This window comes from Rahnella sp. CJA17(1/100), from assembly GCF_963881615.1.
Taxonomy (GTDB): Bacteria; Pseudomonadota; Gammaproteobacteria; order Enterobacterales; family Enterobacteriaceae; genus Rahnella; species Rahnella aceris.
Genome location: NZ_CAWOJA010000022.1, coordinates 1 through 19,314, shown reverse-complemented (window position 1 = coordinate 19,314; position 19,314 = coordinate 1). Strand labels below are relative to the sequence as shown.

General features: G+C 53.0%; 21 protein-coding genes, 1 tRNA gene and 1 rRNA gene. 1 reads left to right on the top strand and 22 read right to left on the bottom strand.

Annotated features, from left to right (window positions below; translation table 11 throughout):
• Window positions 1-27: 27 nt before the first annotated feature.
• Together AACU55_RS11515 and AACU55_RS11510 are read right to left on the bottom strand one after the other, a co-directional pair.
• A complete protein-coding gene (locus tag AACU55_RS11515) occupies window positions 28-828 on the bottom strand; it encodes an endonuclease/exonuclease/phosphatase family protein (protein ID WP_037036551.1) in 801 nt (266 codons plus the stop codon).
• A 194-nt stretch (window positions 829-1,022) separates the two neighbouring features.
• A complete protein-coding gene (locus AACU55_RS11510) occupies window positions 1,023-2,198 on the bottom strand; it encodes an MFS transporter (RefSeq protein WP_037036552.1) in 1,176 nt (391 codons plus the stop codon).
• A 106-nt stretch (window positions 2,199-2,304) separates the two neighbouring features.
• Here AACU55_RS11510 and yafC point away from each other — a divergent pair, with 106 nt between their 5' ends.
• On the top strand, window positions 2,305-3,201 hold the full coding sequence (yafC, locus tag AACU55_RS11505; protein ID WP_134705471.1) for a DNA-binding transcriptional regulator YafC: 897 nt from the start codon (window positions 2,305-2,307) through the stop codon (window positions 3,199-3,201).
• Window positions 3,202-3,241: 40 nt separating this feature from the next.
• On the opposite strand, the gene dkgB is transcribed toward yafC, so the two are convergent.
• The 20 genes from dkgB to rrf all read right to left on the bottom strand — a co-directional run bounded on the left by dkgB (window position 3,242) and on the right by rrf (window position 19,166).
• Window positions 3,242-4,045, bottom strand: coding sequence for a 2,5-didehydrogluconate reductase DkgB (gene dkgB, locus AACU55_RS11500; protein WP_013574243.1), 804 nt, complete (start codon window positions 4,043-4,045; stop codon window positions 3,242-3,244).
• 113 nt (window positions 4,046-4,158) lie between these two features.
• Window positions 4,159-4,845 (bottom strand): 4'-phosphopantetheinyl transferase superfamily protein, encoded by a 687-nt coding sequence (locus AACU55_RS11495; protein ID WP_134705470.1) that lies wholly within the window; start codon window positions 4,843-4,845, stop codon window positions 4,159-4,161.
• 2 nt (window positions 4,846-4,847) lie between these two features.
• A complete protein-coding gene (locus tag AACU55_RS11490; RefSeq protein ID WP_013574241.1) occupies window positions 4,848-6,077 on the bottom strand; it encodes a beta-ketoacyl-ACP synthase in 1,230 nt (409 codons plus the stop codon).
• Window positions 6,074-6,805, bottom strand: coding sequence for a 3-ketoacyl-ACP reductase FabG2 (locus AACU55_RS11485; protein WP_013574240.1), 732 nt, complete (start codon window positions 6,803-6,805; stop codon window positions 6,074-6,076). The genes AACU55_RS11490 and AACU55_RS11485 overlap by 4 nt, the downstream gene beginning before the upstream one ends.
• Window positions 6,802-7,281, bottom strand: coding sequence for an ApeP family dehydratase (locus AACU55_RS11480; RefSeq protein WP_134705469.1), 480 nt, complete (start codon window positions 7,279-7,281; stop codon window positions 6,802-6,804). The genes AACU55_RS11485 and AACU55_RS11480 overlap by 4 nt, the downstream gene beginning before the upstream one ends.
• Window positions 7,278-8,450 carry a beta-ketoacyl-[acyl-carrier-protein] synthase family protein gene (locus tag AACU55_RS11475; protein WP_037036556.1) on the bottom strand — a complete coding sequence of 391 codons (1,173 nt, stop codon included), beginning with the start codon at window positions 8,448-8,450 and terminating at the stop codon, window positions 7,278-7,280. The genes AACU55_RS11480 and AACU55_RS11475 overlap by 4 nt, the downstream gene beginning before the upstream one ends.
• A 1-nt stretch (window position 8,451) precedes the next feature.
• Window positions 8,452-9,027: a DUF3261 domain-containing protein gene (locus tag AACU55_RS11470; RefSeq protein WP_134705468.1), complete on the bottom strand. Its 576-nt coding sequence runs from the start codon at window positions 9,025-9,027 to the stop codon at window positions 8,452-8,454.
• A complete protein-coding gene (locus tag AACU55_RS11465) occupies window positions 9,024-11,330 on the bottom strand; it encodes an MMPL family transporter (RefSeq protein ID WP_134705467.1) in 2,307 nt (768 codons plus the stop codon). The genes AACU55_RS11470 and AACU55_RS11465 overlap by 4 nt, the downstream gene beginning before the upstream one ends.
• Window positions 11,320-11,925, bottom strand: coding sequence for a LolA family protein (locus tag AACU55_RS11460; RefSeq protein ID WP_134705466.1), 606 nt, complete (start codon window positions 11,923-11,925; stop codon window positions 11,320-11,322). Before AACU55_RS11460 ends, AACU55_RS11465 begins: the two co-directional genes overlap by 11 nt.
• On the bottom strand, window positions 11,922-12,365 hold the full coding sequence (locus tag AACU55_RS11455) for an acyl-CoA thioesterase (protein WP_013574234.1): 444 nt from the start codon (window positions 12,363-12,365) through the stop codon (window positions 11,922-11,924). Before AACU55_RS11455 ends, AACU55_RS11460 begins: the two co-directional genes overlap by 4 nt.
• Window position 12,366: 1 nt before the next feature.
• Window positions 12,367-14,082 carry a glycosyltransferase family 2 protein gene (locus AACU55_RS11450; protein WP_134705623.1) on the bottom strand — a complete coding sequence of 572 codons (1,716 nt, stop codon included), beginning with the start codon at window positions 14,080-14,082 and terminating at the stop codon, window positions 12,367-12,369.
• Window positions 14,079-14,423, bottom strand: a complete 345-nt coding sequence (locus tag AACU55_RS11445) for a 3-hydroxyacyl-ACP dehydratase FabZ family protein (RefSeq protein WP_134705465.1) — start codon at window positions 14,421-14,423, stop codon at window positions 14,079-14,081. The genes AACU55_RS11450 and AACU55_RS11445 overlap by 4 nt, the downstream gene beginning before the upstream one ends.
• On the bottom strand, window positions 14,420-15,799 hold the full coding sequence (locus AACU55_RS11440) for an AMP-binding protein (RefSeq protein ID WP_240785630.1): 1,380 nt from the start codon (window positions 15,797-15,799) through the stop codon (window positions 14,420-14,422). The genes AACU55_RS11445 and AACU55_RS11440 overlap by 4 nt, the downstream gene beginning before the upstream one ends.
• Entirely contained in the window at window positions 15,766-16,371 is a 606-nt protein-coding gene (locus tag AACU55_RS11435) for a hypothetical protein (RefSeq protein ID WP_013574230.1), read from the bottom strand. The genes AACU55_RS11440 and AACU55_RS11435 overlap by 34 nt, the downstream gene beginning before the upstream one ends.
• A 5-nt stretch (window positions 16,372-16,376) precedes the next feature.
• Window positions 16,377-16,631, bottom strand: a complete 255-nt coding sequence (locus tag AACU55_RS11430; protein WP_037036563.1) for an acyl carrier protein — start codon at window positions 16,629-16,631, stop codon at window positions 16,377-16,379.
• Between the two features lie 10 nt (window positions 16,632-16,641).
• Window positions 16,642-16,899 carry a phosphopantetheine-binding protein gene (locus AACU55_RS11425; protein ID WP_013574228.1) on the bottom strand — a complete coding sequence of 86 codons (258 nt, stop codon included), beginning with the start codon at window positions 16,897-16,899 and terminating at the stop codon, window positions 16,642-16,644.
• Between the two features lie 3 nt (window positions 16,900-16,902).
• The gene (locus tag AACU55_RS11420; RefSeq protein WP_013574227.1) at window positions 16,903-17,715 is read right to left on the bottom strand and encodes a lysophospholipid acyltransferase family protein; all 813 of its coding nucleotides are present in this window, start codon (window positions 17,713-17,715) and stop codon (window positions 16,903-16,905) included.
• Window positions 17,715-18,440, bottom strand: a complete 726-nt coding sequence (locus AACU55_RS11415; protein ID WP_134705464.1) for a beta-ketoacyl synthase chain length factor — start codon at window positions 18,438-18,440, stop codon at window positions 17,715-17,717. The genes AACU55_RS11420 and AACU55_RS11415 overlap by 1 nt, the downstream gene beginning before the upstream one ends.
• Before the next feature lie 430 nt (window positions 18,441-18,870).
• Window positions 18,871-18,947: transfer RNA gene (locus tag AACU55_RS11410), tRNA-Asp, on the bottom strand.
• 103 nt (window positions 18,948-19,050) lie between these two features.
• A 5S ribosomal RNA gene (rrf, locus tag AACU55_RS11405) occupies window positions 19,051-19,166 on the bottom strand.
• Between the last annotated feature and the right edge of the window lie 148 nt (window positions 19,167-19,314).

The following is a 19,314-nucleotide window of genomic DNA, read 5'->3' as shown; positions in this document are numbered from 1 at the left end:
TGCGTTTTTTAGCGGACGAATTAAGCGTTATTGCGTCAGCGGTTTTCCCGCCATAAATTCTACCCGCAACGGGTTATGGTCAGAGGCTCGTGTTTCCATCACCGATGCGCTGGTGACGCTGAGATCCCGGTAGAAAATGAAGTCCAGCGGTCTGCCGAACGCCCGCTTGCGGTAATCAGAAGGAAAACGGACTTCCTCCAGATGGATATTTCCCGCAAAGCCAAACAGGGCATTGATACGCTGTTTGCTCCACGCATTAAAATCCCCGGCCATGATCACCGGCCCTTTGTGATGAGCAATCTGCTCACCAATCGGATCCAACTGCTTGCTGTAAACGTCGATGCCAATGCTGAAATTGACCGCATGAATGTTCACCACCATCAGTAAACGACCATCTACAAGCGGATACACCGTAACTAAAGCCGATTTAGACAGCCTCAGAAGCGGCTCACGCTCACGCAGCGGGCAACAATAAACCGGATGTGCCGCAGAGAGTGTCATCACGCCAGAGGGGTGCTGAGGCAGCATAAAGGCAGGCACCTGATCGGCGGCCAGATAATTTGAGGTCGCGTAACGGATCAGTTCAGGGGTTGTCTGGGCTTCCTGAAGCAACACCAGTTGCGCATCTTTGCCATAATCGCGCAGCACTGACAACCAGTCAGCCCGCTGTTGTTTGAAGATATTCCACACCATCACGCGCAAAATATTCGAATTGGGCAGTGCAGCACCCGGCGGCAAATCTGGTCCTAAATGTGCGAGGACTCCCGGAAAGATTTGCTCTGCGGGCTGACCTGCGACATACCTCATTGCATATGTTTTTTTCCGCACGCTAATCGCCTGTTTACCCGTTATATCGTTGCTATATGAGAGAGATTCTCACAGCGAAAGCTCAGTATACGCCCGCAAGCGCTCAGGCCAAATCTGTTTACATTGGTATACAACCTGGTCACATCTATAGGCTAGCATAAAAATAAAAACGGCCCGCCAGAGGCGAGCCGTGCAGACGCAGAATGACAGGATAATCAGGCCAGCGCCGCTTTGGGTTTTCGGTCCAGATGCCCGCTCAGGCAGATAAGCAGCAGCGCGCCCGCGACGATAACCGCTCCAATCCATGGCGTTTGCGCCAGGCCAAGGGTGGAAACCACCTGCCCGCCAATCACTGACCCCAGGGCAATACCGACGTTAAAGGCCGCAATGTTCAGGCCGGAAGCAACATCGACCGCATTTGGCGTCACCTCTTCGGCTTTCTGCACCACATAAACCTGTAATCCCGGTACGTTACCGAAAGCAAAGATGCCCATCACCAACAGCGTGATTAACGCCGGAATACCGAAACCTGAAGTGAACTGGAAAATCAGGAGCAGCACAGCGAGTGCGGCAAAAATAATCGTCAGCGCTTTGACTGCGCCATGACGGTCAGCCAGTTTGCCGCCCCAGATATTCCCGATGGCCACCGACACGCCATACGCCAGCAGGATCCAGCTCACCATGCTGGCTGAGAAACCGGCTTGTTCCTGCATCATCGGAGCAAGGAACGTAAAGGTAGTGAATACGCCACCGTAACCCAGCGCGGTAATGGCGTAAATGAGTAACAGTCGCGGATTCATCAGCACTTTTACCTGATCTACAATGCGTGACGCAGGTTTGTTTTTGATGTTATTGGGCACCAGAATAGCGCTGGCAATAATCGCCACGACACCAATAACTGACACGGCGAGGAAGGTTTCGCGCCAGCCAAAATGCTGACCTATAAATGTCCCGAGCGGCACACCGGTCACCAGCGCGACGGTCAGACCGCCAAACATCAGCGCAATCGCAGAAGCCGCTTTTTCTTTCGCCACCAGACTGGTGGCGATCGTCGAGCCAATAGAGAAGAAAACGCCATGCGCCAGACCGGTCAGCAGACGCGCCATCACCAGCGTGCTGTAATTCGGTGACTGCCACGCCAGCAGATTACCCAGCGTGAACAACACCATCAAACCAATCAGCAGCGCTTTGCGCGGTACGCGGCTGGTCAGCGCCGTCAGAACCGGTGCGCCAATCGCCACACCGAGGGCGTATATAGACACCAGCAAACCGGCTGACGGGACCGAAACCCCCAGTTGCTGCGCGATAGTCGGCACCAGCCCGACGATGACAAACTCTGTTGTTCCTATAGCAAACGCACTGATGGTCAGTGCTAATAGTGCAAGCGGCATAACCTTTACTCCACATGAATATCGATTTGATGGCGACGATTATCAGCTTGTGCTTAAATGACTTAAATAACCAAAGTATCAATTTATTTATGCTGGAGTAACAACAATGCGAGCCAGTTCCGAAGAGTTGATTACGTTTGTGACTGTGGTGGAAAGTGGCAGTTTCAGCCGTGCCGCTGAACAACTGGGTCAGGATAATTCAGTGGTCAGCCGGACATTAAAACGTCTGGAACAAAAGCTGGGGATCACCCTGCTCAACCGCACCACGCGTCAGATCAGCCTGACGCACGAAGGCGAGCGCTATTTCGTCCGGGTACAAAAAATCCTGCATGAGATGGCGGCTGCAGAAGATGATTTGCTGGAGAACCGCGACGATCCGCAGGGGCTGTTGCGAATCGATGCCGCAACGCCGGTCATTTTGCATGTCATTTCACCGCTGGTGGCGGAATTTACTGAACGTTTCCCGAAGATGTCGCTCGCGCTGTTCTCCTCCGAGAGCAATATCAATCTGATCGACCATAAAGTGGATGTAGCGATCCGCGTCGGTGAGCTGGAAGATTCCAGCCTGCGGGCGCGCAAACTGATGCTGAGCTATCGCAGCGTGCTGGCTTCGCCGTATTACCTGAAAAAATGGGGAACGCCGCAAAGCGCCGATGATTTACTGAAACACCGTTGTCTGGGCTTTAACGAAGTGGTTGCGCTGAATAAATGGCCGCTGCTGTGCGCTGACGGTCAGCAACTGACGGTCACACCATTTATCAGTTCAGGAAGCGGTGAAACACTGCGCAGGCTGTGTTTGCAGGGCAATGGTATTGCCTGTCTGTCGGATTTTATGACTGATGAAGATGTGGCGCGGGGTGATTTGGTAAAACTGCTGGTGCCGGACATTATGCGCATCGCCATGCCGTTGCACGCGGTGTATTACAGCGATCAGACCGTCAGCACACGTATCCGGTGTTTTATTGATTTTCTGAGTGAGAAGCTTGGGGCTGGAAGAGCTTAAATGCCTGCTTCTCCCCCTTTGCAGGGGGAGGCGTTGTGGATCAATCCCACGCAGGCGCCAGACCTTCAGGGCTGACCAGACGCCCGTTGCGTTCCAGCGCAGCGATCTGCTGCATATCCGCATCTGTCAGCGTCAGTTGTTGCGCCAGCAGATTACTTTGCAGGTTTTCACGTTTGGTCGATGACGGGATCACTGCGTAACCCAGTTGCAATGCCCAGGCCAGAACGATCTGTGCAGGTGTTGCGTTATGGCGGGCGGCAATCTCAATAATCGTCGAATCTTTCAACGCGTCGCCGTAAGCCAGCGTCATGTAAGACGTCACGGCAATACCGTTCTGGCGGGCAAAATCGACTACGGTCTGGTTTTGCAGGAACGGTGAAAGTTCAATCTGGTTAGTCGCAATCTGATCCGCGCCCACCGCGTCGATCGCTTCCTGCATCAGTGCAACGGTAAAGTTGGAAATACCAATTTCACGGGTCAGGCCCATTTTCTTCGCCTCAACCAGCGCATGCATTGTTTCTGCCACGCTGACGGCCTGATTCGGTGACGGCCAGTGGATCAGCGTCAGATCGACATAATCGGTTTTCAGTTTGCGCAGACTGTCTTTCAGGCTGTCGATGACTTTGTCAGCCGCAAGGTTTTCAATCCAGATTTTGGTGGTGATGTAAAACTCTTCACGCGAGACACCGCTTTCAGCCAGTGCATCGCCGACAGCCGCTTCGTTGTCATAAATCTGTGCGGTATCGATGGCGCGATAGCCCAGTTCCACGGCGGTGGCTACGGACGCTTTGACCACGTCATCTTTCAGGCGGAATGTGCCCAGACCGAATGCAGGAATACTCATACTGTTCTCTCTTTGAATGTTTCAGGAAGATAAATCTTGGAGAGAGTATGGACTGCGCATTCATGGATAAAAACGACCGCTTTGCCAGAAGACTTTTGATGTGAGCGCAATAATCAGGAAAGGGAAAAGCGGGTCCAGCGCCGTGAAACCTGCCAGATAAAACCGCCTGACGCGGCATCAAACCGATATTCATCAACCTCAGAGACACCGGCAGGCAACGCCAGGGCGCGCATCACGGACTCATCCGCAGCGCACCATAACCGGCTTTCAGCGGCAGATTGTGAAGTAAACCGCTGATTGCCTGGATCCAGGCGAAGCCTGTCCATCTGCCACACACTGCCACCCTGCTGTTTCAGCCACGCCTCACGCAGACACCACAGCTGCCAGAACGCCGTTTGCGGGCAAGCCTGTTCCACCAGCCACTGACATTCGATATCACTGAATGCGGCGCGTGCCACGTCAAGATAACGTGGGCGCGGGCGGATTTGCTCCACGTCGCCGCCGCTTTCACCCGCCGGACATAACAACAGTTGCAGATGATTTTTACTGTGGCTGAGGGAGAAATGTGGCAGAGAAGCATCCGCAAAAGACGGTTTTCCCTGCGCGGAAATCTGCAGGGCGGGTAAGTTGTCACAGCCGTTGAAAACTGACATGGCCTCGGCCAGAAGCGCCCTGCCCGCTAACCATTGCTGGCGGCGGACAGGATTCATCCCTTCACTTTTTTCGAGCCATTCTGCGGGCAAATGTGACAACGAAAAGTTGTCATCCAGCGACGCAGTAATGACACGCGCAACATTCATCGTTACGGCCAGCGACGGAAAACTAAAGAGGTATTAATTCCACCGAATGCAAAGTTATTCGACTGGATAAATTCAGTCTGAATATGACGTGATTCGCCCATTACGTAGTCGAGTTCGCCGCAAAGCGGATCCGGCTGCGTCAGGTTGATAGTCGGCACGAACCGGTCTTCGCGCATCATTTCCAGCGACATCCACGCTTCCAGTGCACCGCAGGCACCGAGTGTATGACCAAAGTAGCTTTTCAGTGACGAGATTGGCGTCTGATTGCCAAACACCGCAGCGGTCGCGTGGCTTTCGGCAATATCACCGCGGTCGGTGGCCGTGCCATGTGCACTGATATAACCGATTTCAGAAGCAGGTATACCGGCATTTTTCAGCGCTTTTTCGATGCAAATCTGCATCGTCGATTGCTGCGGCTGAGTGATATGGGACGCGTCGCAGTTAGTGGCAAAACCCACGATCTCGGCGTAAATTTTCGCACCGCGCGCCTGTGCATGTTCCAGTGACTCGAGGATCAGTGCCCCGGCACCTTCGCCGATCACCAGTCCGTCGCGCTGCGTATCAAACGGACGCGGCGACAGTTCAGGGTGCTCATTTTGCTGGCTGGTGGCGAACAGCGTGTCAAACACAGCAGCTTCTGACGGGCAAAGTTCTTCCGCGCCGCCTGCCACCATCACCGTCTGGTAACCGTGTCTGATGGCTTCATAGGCATAACCGATCGCCTGGCTGCCCGAGGTGCAGGCGCTGGAGGTTGGGATCACCCGCCCTTTCAGGCCAAAGAACAAACCTGCATTCACCGCTGTGGTGTGCGGCATCATCTGCACGTAAGTCGTACCGGTAATATTGTTAGTGTGCTTTTCCGTCAGCATGGTAGCGAATTCGCTGACCGGACCCGTGCTGCCAGTGGATGAGCCGAAGGCAATACCGGTTTCGCCGTCAGTCAGCACCGGGTCTTCCAGTAAACCGGCCTGCTCCAGCGCCAGTTCAACCGCACGGGTTGACAGCAGGGAGACGCGGCCCATCGAACGGATGCGCTTGCGGGTGTAATGCGCCGGGATAACAAAATCATCCACCGGCGCACCCAGATGCGTATTCAGTCCCTGATAAATCAGCCATTCGTCCATGTGGCGGACAGCGTTTTTACCCTGTTGCAGGCGGGTGGAAATCTCGTCCCAATGGTTGCCGAACGCCGTTATGCCTTTCATACCGGTAATGACTACGCGCTGGCTCATACCATGCCTCCGTTGATGGAGATCACCTGGCGGGTCACATAACCGGCGATATCTGACATCAGATAGCTTGCCAGTCCGGCAACTTCTTCTGCCCGGCCCATACGTTTGAGCGGGATCATACCCATTGCGGCATCGAGTGCCGTTTTTTCCATATCCAGCATGCCAGTGTCGATCAGCCCCGGCGCAATACAGTTAACAGTGATTTTGCGTTTCGCCAGTTCCAGCGACAGCGCTTTACAGGCACCGATAATTCCGGCTTTCGCCGCGCTGTAGTTGACCTGTCCGCGGTTGCCCGTAATACCGGAAACCGAGGAAAGCGCGATTATACGCCCGCCCTGACGCAGCCCAATCATCGGCATCACGCAGGGCTGTAAAACATTGTAGAAGCTGTCGAGATTGGTGTGGATCACGCCGTCCCAGTCTTCGTCGGTCAGTGCCGGAAATGCCGCGTCGCGGGTAATCCCGGCATTATTGATCACACCGTAGTACGCGCCATGCGCCTCAATATCGGCTTCAATAACGTCGCGGCACTGCTGGCGGTTGCTGATATCAAACTGCACAATTCGCCCGCTGCCGCCGTTGTCGGTTATCTGTTGCAGGGTGCTTTCTGCCCCTGCTTTATCGCTGTGGTAGTGAATGACCACCAGAAAACCATCGCCGGCTAACTGGCTGGCAATGGCTTTGCCGATCCCTTTGCTGGCACCGGTTACTAATACCGAACGCATCATTCCTGTTTCCCCTGAGTTAACTTAATAAGTTCATCCTTGTCTGGCTGGTATGTATTCAGCCGTCCTTTTGCAACCTGCAGGTTGTCTTTTTCTTGTTTAATGCAGATCACGCCTTCGAAGCTGGCGAGTTTTTCATCGCGCAGCACCATTGAGACGCTGATGAATAATTCACTGCCTGCCGCAAATTCCGGCACGCTGCATTTCAAAGCCCTGCCGCCCAGCAACATGCCAACCTGAGGCGGTTCGCCACTTTGTGCACCATGCCAGCCGCTCCAGACGCCGACCGTTTGCGCGATAAGCTCAAGGGCATACCACGCAGGTAACGCGCCACGGACATTGAGAAACGGCGCCAGCACGCTGTTTTCGGACACCACCACGCTGCACAGCGCGGTCTCTTCTGTGACGCTAAGTACCTTATTCAGCAAAACCATCGGTGATTCATGCGGCAGATAATGCTCCGCGCTGAGCATACTCATGACGGCCTCCCGATCACAATGCAGGCGTTATTACCGCCAAAGGCAAACGAGTTGGAGAGAATAACGGGTTTCGCCAGCGCTTCGCCTTTTTCCACCAGCCGGATCGCCGCCAGACGGGTATCACGGGGCATCACGCTGAAATCCTGTGGCGGCAGGTTAAGATTTTGCGTCAGGATCAGCCAGCCCAGCGCCGCTTCTGTCGCACCCGCCGCGCCCAGCGTATGGCCAGTGAGATGCTTGGTCGAACTGCACGGCGTCTGGCTGCCAAACAGCCGGTGTATGACAGCGGCTTCTGCCTGATCATTGAGCGGTGTGGCGGTACCGTGTGCGTTGATGTAACCCACGTCTGCCGCACTGAGCCCGGCCTGCGCCAGTGCCATGCGGATTGCCCGTTCCGCGCCGAGACCTTCCGGATGCGGTGCAGACATATGCCACGCATCGGATGATTCGCCAGCCCCCAGTAATGCGACGTCTGCGGGCTCACGGGTCAGCAGGATCAACGCCGAGGCTTCACCGATATTGATGCCATCACGATCTTGCCCGAACGGCGTACAGCGTCCGCGGGAGAAAGATTCCAGGCTGTTGAAGCCGTTCACCGGCATCCGGCACAGGCTGTCAGCGCCGCCCACCAGCGCCGCGTCGGCCAGCCCGGCGTCAATCAGGCGTTTCCCGCTGATAATCGCTCGCGCGCTGGATGAGCAGGCTGTTGATAATGTGTAAGCCGGGCCACAGAGATCCAGCAACTCCGCCATAAAAAGTGAAGGATCGCCCAGTTCCTGTTGCTGGTAATCATAGCCCGACGGAAATTGCCCATGCCGGTGCAGATGGCGCACCGCCTCTTCGCCTTCGGCAATGCCCGAGGTACTGGTGCCCATAATGACCGCGACACGATCTTTACCGTACCGGCTGACAGCCGCGTGAACCTGAGACTCAATCTGTGCCAGCGCAGCCAGCAACAACTGGTTGTTGCGGCTGCGGTGCGCTGACAGAGAGCCGGGGATCGCGGGCAGTTCGCCGGTCACCGCGCCGAGCCAGACCGGCCGTTCTTCCGTCAGCCAGCCTTCCTGCAACGACATTCCCGGCGCGGCACCTGATGTCAGGCTGGCAGCGATTTGCGCATTGCTGTTTCCCAGCGCGTTAACCATGCCCACGGCCGAAAAATAAATCATGTTAGTCACCCACATTCTGGATAGTTATCTGGTAGTGGAACGCCATCTGCGTGATGGATACCGGCTGACGTCCGCTGCCCTGTGGCAGATAGTCGATGCGGGTGATCGTATGGCCCTGGTTATCCAGTAACGTGCGGCGCAGCGGCTGATCGTCCAGTTTCCAGCCCGCCGGCAACAGCGGCTGCCAGCGCTGCGCTGGCCAGTAGCTCAGCATAATATCGGCCAGAACTTGATTTGCTGGAGGTAAACCGTCGATCTTCATGGCCTGTTCGGTGTGGATCCCCGTTTGATCGTAGACCACTTTGAAAAGGCGGATCCCCAGAGGGGAAAGCCCGGCAAGCTGTAACGACTTTCCATCCGCATTGAGCAGCACCAGCAAAGACTGTTGTTTACCTTTCACCGTGGCCGTCAGCAACTGCTGCTGGCTGACCGGTTTATCCAGGGTGGGCGCGGGTAATTTCACCTGCACGCCGCGTTTCAGCCAGGCTTGCGGCTGCGGATCTGAAGGGGAATTTGTCGCGCACCCGACAAGTATAAAAATCAGAAGTGTCAGCGCTGGCAGCATAAACCGGGTCATTTTTTGCGTCCTCTTTTTTTAGCTGGCAAGGTCAGTGGCGACAACAGAAATGCCGTTAATATGCCAAAGCTCAGCACGATGCCAAAACTGCTGATCGCCTGCGTGGAACTGAACACCAGCATACCGAACGTCAGCAACGTGGTGACCGCAGCCATAAAAATGGCAAACATGGATGTCGTCGGCGTGCCGCGTGGATTGGTGAAAAACAGGGTGTAATTGATGCCGATCCCCAGCACCAGAATCAGCGCCAGCAGGGAGAACAAATTAAGATTATGGCCACTGAAGCCCAGCGCAGAGACGCCCATCCCAAGGGAAAGTAAGGTCGGAACCAGACAAACAAGCCCGTGTGGCAGGCGAAAACGCCAGAGATAAGTGACCGCAATGACTGCAACGGCGAGCGCCAGTAGCCAGGTCAGATAAACACGGTATTGCGAAAACAGTTCGCTGAATTCAGTTTTACGATCGATCCAGCCGGTTCCCGGCATGGATGCCGCCAGCGCCGCCATGGCTGCGCTGTCATGAACGCCATTCACCGGGATCAGTGCGGCGCTGCGCCCGTCCGGCAGGGACAGCCACAACAAACGCCAGCCCTCACTGACCACGCTGTTGCGCCATTCCGGCACATCAACCGTCTGCGCACTGAGATCCGGCTTCGCCACCGGGATCCCCGCCTGCTGCAATTGCGCAATAATTTGCGGTGCGTGCTGGCGAAGCAGCGATAAATCCCGCTGCTGCTGTGCCTGAGAAGGCAGAGTGATCGCCCGGAATCCGTCAATCCCCCCCTTCTCTTTAGCCTGAGCCAGCTTTGGCCGCAATGCTTCCAGACGTTGCAGTGTCTGCTCTGCGCTATCGCCGTATACCACCAGCCATTTCTGATCGTTCGTCTGCCCGGTCAGCGCGGCGATTTGCTGTTCCTGTAGTTGCAAACCAGCCGGAAGAGATTGCAAATCCGCAATGTCATCATTGATTTTCAGCCGCGATATTCCTGCCACCACCAGCACTAAAATCAGTAACGGCAGGCCAATGCGCACAGCTTTGCGACTGCGCCAGGCCAGTAACCAGCGCATGATCAGCGTCAGCCCCGGCGCTGGCCCTGTCGGCAAACGCCTGGACAAATACGGATACCAGCACATCACGGTGATGCAGGCCGCACTCAGCCCGGCGGCGGCAAACACTGCCAGCTGCCGCAAGCCGGGGAATGGCGCAATCAGCAACATCAGATAGGCCACCACCGTGGTCAGCAGCGCCACCGATAACGCAGGGAACAGTTTTTTCAGACTTTCCAGCGGTGTGCTGGAATCGCCATGCACCCGCCGTTCGGTCAGGAAATACAGCGTGTAATCGGCAGAAATACCAACAATGCTGGTGCTCAGCACCAATGTCATCACGTGGATTTCACCAAATACCCACAGGGTAAACACCGTGCCTGACAGCGCGCCGATAGCGATTGACAGTAAGCTGAGCAGCATCGGCAGGACCGAACGAAACATCAGTAAAATCAGCACAAACACGCCAGTTACTGACGCCGCACCAATCGTGGAAAGATCGTGCTCAGCCTGCTGGCTGGCATAATTGCTGTAGAAAATCGTGCCACGCTCAAGCACTTTTGCACCCGGCCAGCGCGCCTCAAAAGCTTCTTTCACCGCACCAAGAGCCGCTACGGTTTGTTTAGCCGACGTGATGTCATAAGAAGACGCCTTCAGCTCGCCATGCACCATATACCAGCTACGACCCTTTTTATCACGGACCATCAGCCAGCCCTGATCCAGCGTCATACCGCCGCTGCTCTGCTGTTGCGCCATCTGCGAGGCACGAACCAGCAATAACGGATCGTTTGCCAGCTCTTTGCCGCTGACACCGGCAAACGCCGAATAGATCTGGCCGAGGATCCACTGGCTTTGCGATTCAGCACCTGCCATCAGACGCTGGCGTGTGGCGTCATCGAGCAACGCATTGCGATGTTTGAAGAAGAAAGTGCCCCACTCCTGCTGACGCTGTGCGTCCATCGGGCCCTGTACCTGACTCAGTTCAGGCAGCGCCTGCAAATGCTTCAGCCACTCAGCAGCGGGCTGAATACCCGCTCCCGGCGGCGGGCTGACCAGCCACATAAGCTGGCGATCCAGACGCTGAGTAAAGCCGTCAGAAAAAGCCTGCGGAATATCCGTTTCCTGCTGCTGCGGCAACAGCGCCAGAACGCTGCTGTTAATCTGGCTGCGTGGCAGTAACCAGAACAACGCTGCGACCAGTAGCACGATAATCAGCAGCCAGCTTTGCGCCAGTTTTCGATGAAGGTCAGGATGCAAAATGGCGTTTCTCTGCGTCAGTCAGCATGGCTGGCGTCGTTTTCTGATTGAAGAAACGAATATGCGTGGCGTCGCCCTGCATGTCATTAATATCGATATTGTTCAGAAAGGTTTCGCCATTGAGCGTAATACTGCGGAACAGACGGTTTAGCGGCGAGACCTTCGGCGTCAGAATCAGCGTCCAGGCGCCTTTACCGTGATCGGTAAAATCAAGCGAAAAATTCTCTTCCAGCACCTTGCGGTCTGCGTGGAACAGCGCGCTGAGCAAGGAATTAAACTGGAACATTTGCGGATTCCTCTCCGCCGTGACCACCTGTGGCTGCTGCCCCGCCATGATTTGCACCATGCGGTTTTCAGTCAGTAATAATGTCAGGCCGAACGGTTTTTCCTGCTGCCACCACAGCCCTTGTTGCCGGGCAATCAGCAGATTCCCGCTGGAATTGAGCGGTTGCGCCATCCCGCTGATGGTTCTTTGCTGCGCAAACTCAGCACGGAGTACCGGCACCTGGCTGAAGCGCTGTTGTAATTCTTCCAGGGTAACAGCGTTTGCCGTTACGCTGAAAACCGTCAGTACAAATAGCAAAAAGGCTTTCACAGGCTGACTCCTGTTTTATCAAAAAGAACCTGCGGCGAGACAAAACACATTTCTTTGGTGGCAGCGTCTACCGCGACCTGTAACGTGTAACCTGTCGTTGTGCGTTTACCGGTTTCGATGTCGTAAATCTGATAGCCGATGCGCAAACGGTTTTCGATTTCCTCAAGCTGCGCATGAACGGCAATACGCTGTTCAAAGAGCAGCGGCGCGATATATTTCACGCGGGTATCAACGATCGGCCAGACATAACCTGACGCTTGCATCTGACGATAACCGTAATCAAATTGCTTGAGTAACTGCTCGCGCGCGACTTCCAGATAACGGAAATAGTTGCCATGCCAGACCACGCCCATTGCATCTGCGTCGTGGAAAGGAACCGTGATTTCAACGCGGGTAGAAAATCGCGGATCGTTAAAACGCGGATCAAGTTTGGAAGTCATATCAGTCAGGTTTCCTGTCAGGGGCAACATCCGTCGGATGTTGCCAGAAATCATAAAAATTGAACCAGTCGTGAGGCGCCAGCAGGCTGTAATGCTCAAGTCGTGCGGCATAGTGATCGACGGCAGACTGTAACGCAGACAGGCGGCTGGCACGCGGCAGGATCAGAGGATCCGCAAAAGATTCGCAGTAAATATGCAGACGCTGTCGCTGCATGATGCCAAACATCAGCATGACGGGCGCGCGTAGCGCTGCAGCCAGAATAAAGGGCCCCTGCGGGAATGCGGCGGGTTCACCCAGAAACTCGCTGTAAATCACGCGGGCATGCTCTCCACGCTGATGAGGACTGGCAGATGTCCGGTCGCCGACAATCGCCACCCACTCACCGGCATCCAGTTTTTCCTGCAATAAAATGGCGGTCTCCGGCCCCATCTTGCTTACCTGGATAAGGTTAACCACGGCCTGCGGATTAATCTCTTTCATTACCTGATTGAACCGCTCGGCATGTTCGGTAAATACCAGCGCATTGACGGTAATGCGGTGATTGAGCGCGCCAATCGCGCGGCAGGATTCGATATCGCCTAAATGCGAGGCGAGGATCACCGTGCCACGCCCCGAGGCAATATGCGATTCGCAAATTTCGGGATTGACCAGTACCGCATCGGTCAGGGTTTTATCGCCCTGCCAGCTCGCCAGTTTACTCAGCATAGATTCACCAAACCGCATGAAATGCCGGAAAGTGCTCAGCGGATAAGGCAGGGAAATATTGCGATGTGCGGCCGTTACGCGGACACGTTCCAGCCAGCTGGCAGAGGCATTGCGCTGTTTGCGGCCGGTAAGCCAAAAATAGGTGATGACCGGATAAAGCAGCAGACGAAAAGCCTGATATCCCAGTGTCCGGTAAACCGCCAGCATCAGGCGAATACCCCACAATCCTTTGCGTTCCTGTGTAGCAGACCAGTGCCGGGGACATTTTCTTCGCTGACGCAGCAAATAAGGAATACGCGCCAACATGCCAAAAAACAGCCGCGTGTGCATCCAGGAAATCTGCAGATTGTCCTTCACTGCATCAAAATGCGAGAGGCCATCTTCGGGATAGGTCACCCGCGTGGGCAGGAAACGGCTGCGCGTGCCCTGCCAGTAAAGGCGCACCATGATTTCCGTATCGAAATCCATCCGTAAACCCAGTGTTTTTTCCGCCATCAGTTGCAGACAAGGTTTGAGAGGATACACGCGAAATCCACACATACTGTCTTTGATTGAGAATGACAGGGTTTCAATCCAGACCCAGAAATGGGTGATATAGCGGCCATACAGGCGCGATTTTGGCACGCTGTCATCGTAAACCGGCTGCCCGGAGATCAGACAATCCGGATGACTTCTGGCTTCAGACAGCATCGCGGGAACATCTGAAAGCTGATGCTGGCCGTCGGCATCCACCTGTAAGGCGTGCGTAAAGCCTTTTTCAACGGCCAGCCGCAGGGCCGCCATCACCGCCCCACCTTTCCCCTGATTTACAGTTAATCGCGTCAGGCTCATCCACGGCGTCACACTGGCCAGGCGTTGCAACTCTTCTGCTGTCTGCTCGTCGCTGCCATCATCCACCACAATGCAGGGCAAACCGAATGGCCGGAGACTCTCCAGTACACCGGCCATCATCGGCCCGTGGTTGTAGCAGGGAATAATCAGGCAGGGAGAAAATGGGGCTGGCGGCATCATGGACATAAGGTGATTTTCCCGCTGCTGGCAATCGCCTCGCCCACGCTGTAACGGAATACCAACCGCTGTTTTTCTTTCAGCCAGTCGATGTGCAAATCTACGGTTTCTTCAGGCAAAAGTGGTCGCTGGAATTTCACCACTTCCATGCCGGAAAACGCTTTATCCAGCCCCAGAATTTCTTCGGCGTAGCCCATGACCCAGTTCACCTGTGTCACGCCAGGCAAAATCGGCGACGACGGGAAATGGCCTTTAAACCAGAATAAATCCGCCGATAACCGGAGCGTGAGAAGCAGACGGGTGTCGCTGACGAGTTGCTGGTTCAGCACTTGAGGCAAAATCATAAGAACAGTTCCTGTAATTCAGCAGTTGCGCGTTTGCCTTGCTGGTTAAGAGGAATGGCAGACGCCAGACGCCAGTATCGCGGCACAGAGACCGGCGATAACCACTGGTGCAGCGTCAGGCGAATCTGCCCAAGCAGCGCGGCCTGCCCCTGCGCCTGTAATAAATGCTCTCCGCCGTGACTTAATACCAGTACGGCTGCGATATAAAGCCGCCCCTGTTTTTCGAGTGTCAGCACGCTGGCGTCGCTTAAAAGATCCAACGCACACAAACGCTGCTCAATTTCAGTCAGTGAGATCCGCTGCTCTGCAATCTTAACGATCCGATCCTTACGGCCTAAAAGAACAAACTGGCGTTGTCCCGTGGGCAATAGCTGGATTTTATCACTGAGGATCATGCCTTCCGGCTGCGGGATCAGCGGAGAAATCAGGGAAATATTGCCATCAGCACAGGAAGAGAATCGGATATTTTCAAAAAGCGTCCAGGCTTCGTCTGGCTGATGTTGCGTACGAAAAGCAATAATGCCGCTTTCGCTGGTGCCATAGATTTCTGTCGGCAGACAACCACAGACATTTTCTACCAGCAAGGCGGCCTCATTACTTAGCGGGCCTCCGGCAGAAAAGACATGCCGGCAGTGAGTTGGCTCCAAAGCCGGATCAAGGCGTTTAAGAAAGGCCGGGCTGCTGGTCAGCACCAAAGTATTTTTACTGGCAAGTGACTGCAACTGTTCGTGATACTCCACACTTTTCGTCGCAAAAGGCCGGCCAAGCGACAGCGGCAACATAAAAGCAAAACTCAGGCCGTACATATGATGAGGCGCCACGGTGGCAACAAAGTGTGCATCTGCGAATTGATCGCCCCATCGCGCTGAAAGCCACTGGCTCTCCAGTTCAAGACAGGTAATTGGTTTGATTATTTTTTGCGGTTTACCGGTCGAACCGGAGGTAAATAAGTGAAGCGCGGGATTTTCTGGCCAGTTGGGTAAAACAGTCAATGGCTGATCCACTGAGCAAGGCAAACGCAGAACAGGGCAATCAATCGTCAAATCAAGATCGGTAATTAACGCATCAAATTCATCGCGTTGTTCAGCCAGAACGGCCGGGCGAAAATGTCCAGGTAAAACCGGCGTGTTACCGCTGTAAAGCACTGCCAGCAGCGACACGGCAAATGAATAGTTATCTTCAAAACACAATGCCCAGCGGGTATGCGATGTCGCGCTGATATGAGTCAGCAGAGATAATACGTCCTGGCGGAAATCACACTGACGCCATTCCCGGCTTTCGCTCCAGGCAACCAGATAATCATCTGCTCTTTCCGTGCTTAGCCATTTGCACATTGGCAGCGTCATGGCTGGCGCAGACGCTTTCTGACTATCCATTCAATACCCATTATTAAGCCAATCAGCAGATAACTGATCCCGCCGTTGTAAAGAGCCCATAGGGCCATATCGCCTTTCAGGCAGGTATATAAAGCAAATGATCCATTCCACAGAAAAAAAATGCACCAGACCTGGGTGACACGGCGTGTATAAACAACACCTTCGGGCGGTAAATCGGGTTCATTCAGTCGCGCAAGACGTTCAACCAAAGATTGCCGGGCGTATAAGGAACTGAAAAATACCCCCAGTAATAAAGCATTTACCGCGACCGGGTAATACAACAGCATAGAGGTTTCGCGTAATAAAAGGCTGCTGGCGACCAGCACAATCCCTGAGGCTGCAATCGCTTTTCCAAAAAAAGTTAACTGGGATAATTTTCCGCGAAAAGTCAGTAATCGCAGAATAAAGACAGCAATCAGCACAGGTGCCAGAACGCTAATTCCCCAACTTTTTAAACCGCACCATACGGCTAGCGGATAGACAATAACCGCCACCGGCATCGCCCAGCGGGCAATCTTCGCAACCAGAGAAAATGAGAAGCGCCGGGGTTTATCCACAAAAAAGATACCCACACATACTATGGTGCCGGGGAATTAAGTAATTCATCTATGGCATCAACAACATCCTGAACGGTGCGAACAGATTTAAACATTTCAGGCTTAATTTTTCTGCCGGTGATTTTCTGCAAATGAACCACCAGATCAACAGCATCAATGCTGTCTAATTCCAGATCCTCATAGAGTTTTGCATCCGGGCGGATATCATCTTCATCGATTTCAAATAGCTTGACTAATAACGCGCTAATCTGCTGGTAAATTTCTTGCTTCTGCATAGGAATCTCTTTAACCACGCTGTACTGATATAAATCTGGCCAAACTTTCAACAGAATAAAAGTGCTCGCGCATTTCCTGACTTTCCGCCGAAAGGATCACACCGTATTGCTTCTTTAATGCCAGACCAAGCTCAAGGGCATCAATAGAATCCAGCCCTAATCCGTCACCAAAAAGTGGGGCCTGCGTCTCTATCTCATCTGGCGTCATTCCTTCCAGATTCAGCGTCTCAATGATAAGTGCTTTTATGTCGTTACTTAATGAATCCATGACTTAATTCTCGTTATTTTGCATATTGCTGCGCATCAACTCAGTGCACAAATACTGCGTCAGACGCCGTGCAGCCAGAGCAGGTGAAAGATCGCTTTCATCTAAAAAGTCTTCAGCCTTTACCTTATCGGCAACGGTAATCACAAACTGAGGTTTTACACGGGGAATTTCGTACCACTTCCCATTTTTTGTCAGCATGGGTGGCTGACATGAAATATGGACAATCCTGACATCACACCCCGCCCTCAGAGCAATGTTAGCGGCACCACGCTGCAGCGTCATCGGTTTCTCAGGTAAGGAGCGCGTTCCTTCCGGAAAAATTAACAGCGTACCGCCTGCTTGCAACCGGGTTTCACAGGCCTGCAACAGAGCGTCAGACCCAGAGTTAATCAGGTAGCCCGCCGCTTTTATCACTCCGCTTAAGAATGGGTTTTGCAACAAAGCCTGTTTGACGATGCAGTCACAACGCGGCATCCGGGATGCCAGGATCACATAATCAAGAAGGCTGGGATGATTCGCCACGATCAGACACCCGGTATCTTGCTGAAACTTTTCATCACCGGTAAACCGGTAATCCATCACTCCCACCCTCCGTAATCCACTCAGAAAAAACCTAAAACTATTACGGATGCTGTTTAGCGTCATTCGGTGCAATCTGTCGGGTTGCCGGATGATCAGTCGCAACAGATTAAACCAGATAATAGAAAGCAACAGCCCGCCAATTCCGAAAAGTGCGAAAAAGAATCCAGTTGCCAGCCATCGCCAGATGCGATTTACCAGAGAAGACTTTTCTTCGGGTACTAGCGTTTCTCTCATCACAAATCCCGAACCCATTGCCAGCTATGGTGGCTATCTGCACTGACATTGAATAAAGAAGAGGAAGAAAGATAACCTCGCAGAAATTGCAGACTCTGCGGAATTTCTGAATTCAGATCCTCACCCGGCAATGAAATACGCTGGCACTGCAAACTATCGCCAGAAGTTAATATTATTGCTACAGCGTAAGGTAGAAACTCAGAATTTACCGATTCGTTATATATATCGGGGATTTCACCATCAAAATCGACCAGCATGACGCTGGAAGCACCGGTTGCCAGCATCGACTGAGCTTCCAGTATTCCTTGCTGAAAACTGTCCTTTCCGGCTGCTAATGAGGTTACCGGCAACGGATTTTTGCTAATAATGGTAAGCCAACCTGCTGCGGTATTATGTACTGACATGGAGAATTCAGTCGGAGATAAAGCGTCTTCCTCTGCCAGAGAATGCAAAATTCGCCCTGTATTCTCCAGCTCACCATGGCGGCTGGTAAAAATTGCCGCATCTACGTTGTTATTGGCGAGCAATGCAAGCCCGGCATCAACAGCAAAACGACTGCCGGTACTCATTCGACGTGCTGACATCATTGGAATTTGCTGGCTTTTGGGGTTCTCACCGGAAAATGTATTTATATCTGAGCACTGAGCCCATTGGATCCAGTGCTCACAACTATCGACTCCCGGAGCCACTGCCCGCCAGTCCAGTATATCCAATGAGAATTTCATAATGATGATCTTTGTGATTATTCCAAATTGAGACTTTATGGTATTTTATTGGAACTTGCATCTGTAATCTGACAACTTATTGAACTGGATTAAGAATTTTAGTACTCATTTATTATGAGCTTTATTAGTACTTTGCAGGTTTATCTGAACACACAAATTTTTCAATTTGATACAAAGTATTCCCTGGATGTCTGAATATACTTATTCTTTGATGAATCCAAACTGATAGCCATTCTATTTAGTTAAAGATAATAGTTTAATATCAGTTAACTCCTCAGAATTAAATCCTGTAAGAAACGCCGATGAGATAAACGTGAGCCTGTGAGATAATAAAATATATCAGAGAAAGAAAGGAGTCTGGTTTGCATTTTCACTGGAAAATAAATGCAAAAAGTCCCTGAATCTTTCGATTCAGGGACTATGCAATAATTGGCGGAACGGACGGGGCTCGAACCCGCGACCCCCTGCGTGACAGGCAGGTATTCTAACCAACTGAACTACCGCTCCACCGGTTCTTTCACACGTATCAGAAAGCGTCTGATACCTGTTTGTTCCTGTTATTTTCCTTGTCAGGGGAAAAGGAACACGTTCTTTATTATAAAAAATTGATGCCTGGCAGTTCCCTACTCTCGCATGGGGAGACCCCACACTACCATCGGCGCTACGGCGTTTCACTTCTGAGTTCGGCATGGGGTCAGGTGGGACCACCGCGCTAGTGCCGCCAGGCAAATTCTGTTTCATTCATAACGCTCACCTTAAATCAGGCTTGCACTACGAACCAATCTCGGAACTTCAGCTGAAAATCTACTTCAAGTCTCTAAAAACACCTTTGGTGTTGTAAGGTTAAGCCTCTCGGGTCATTAGTACTGGTTAG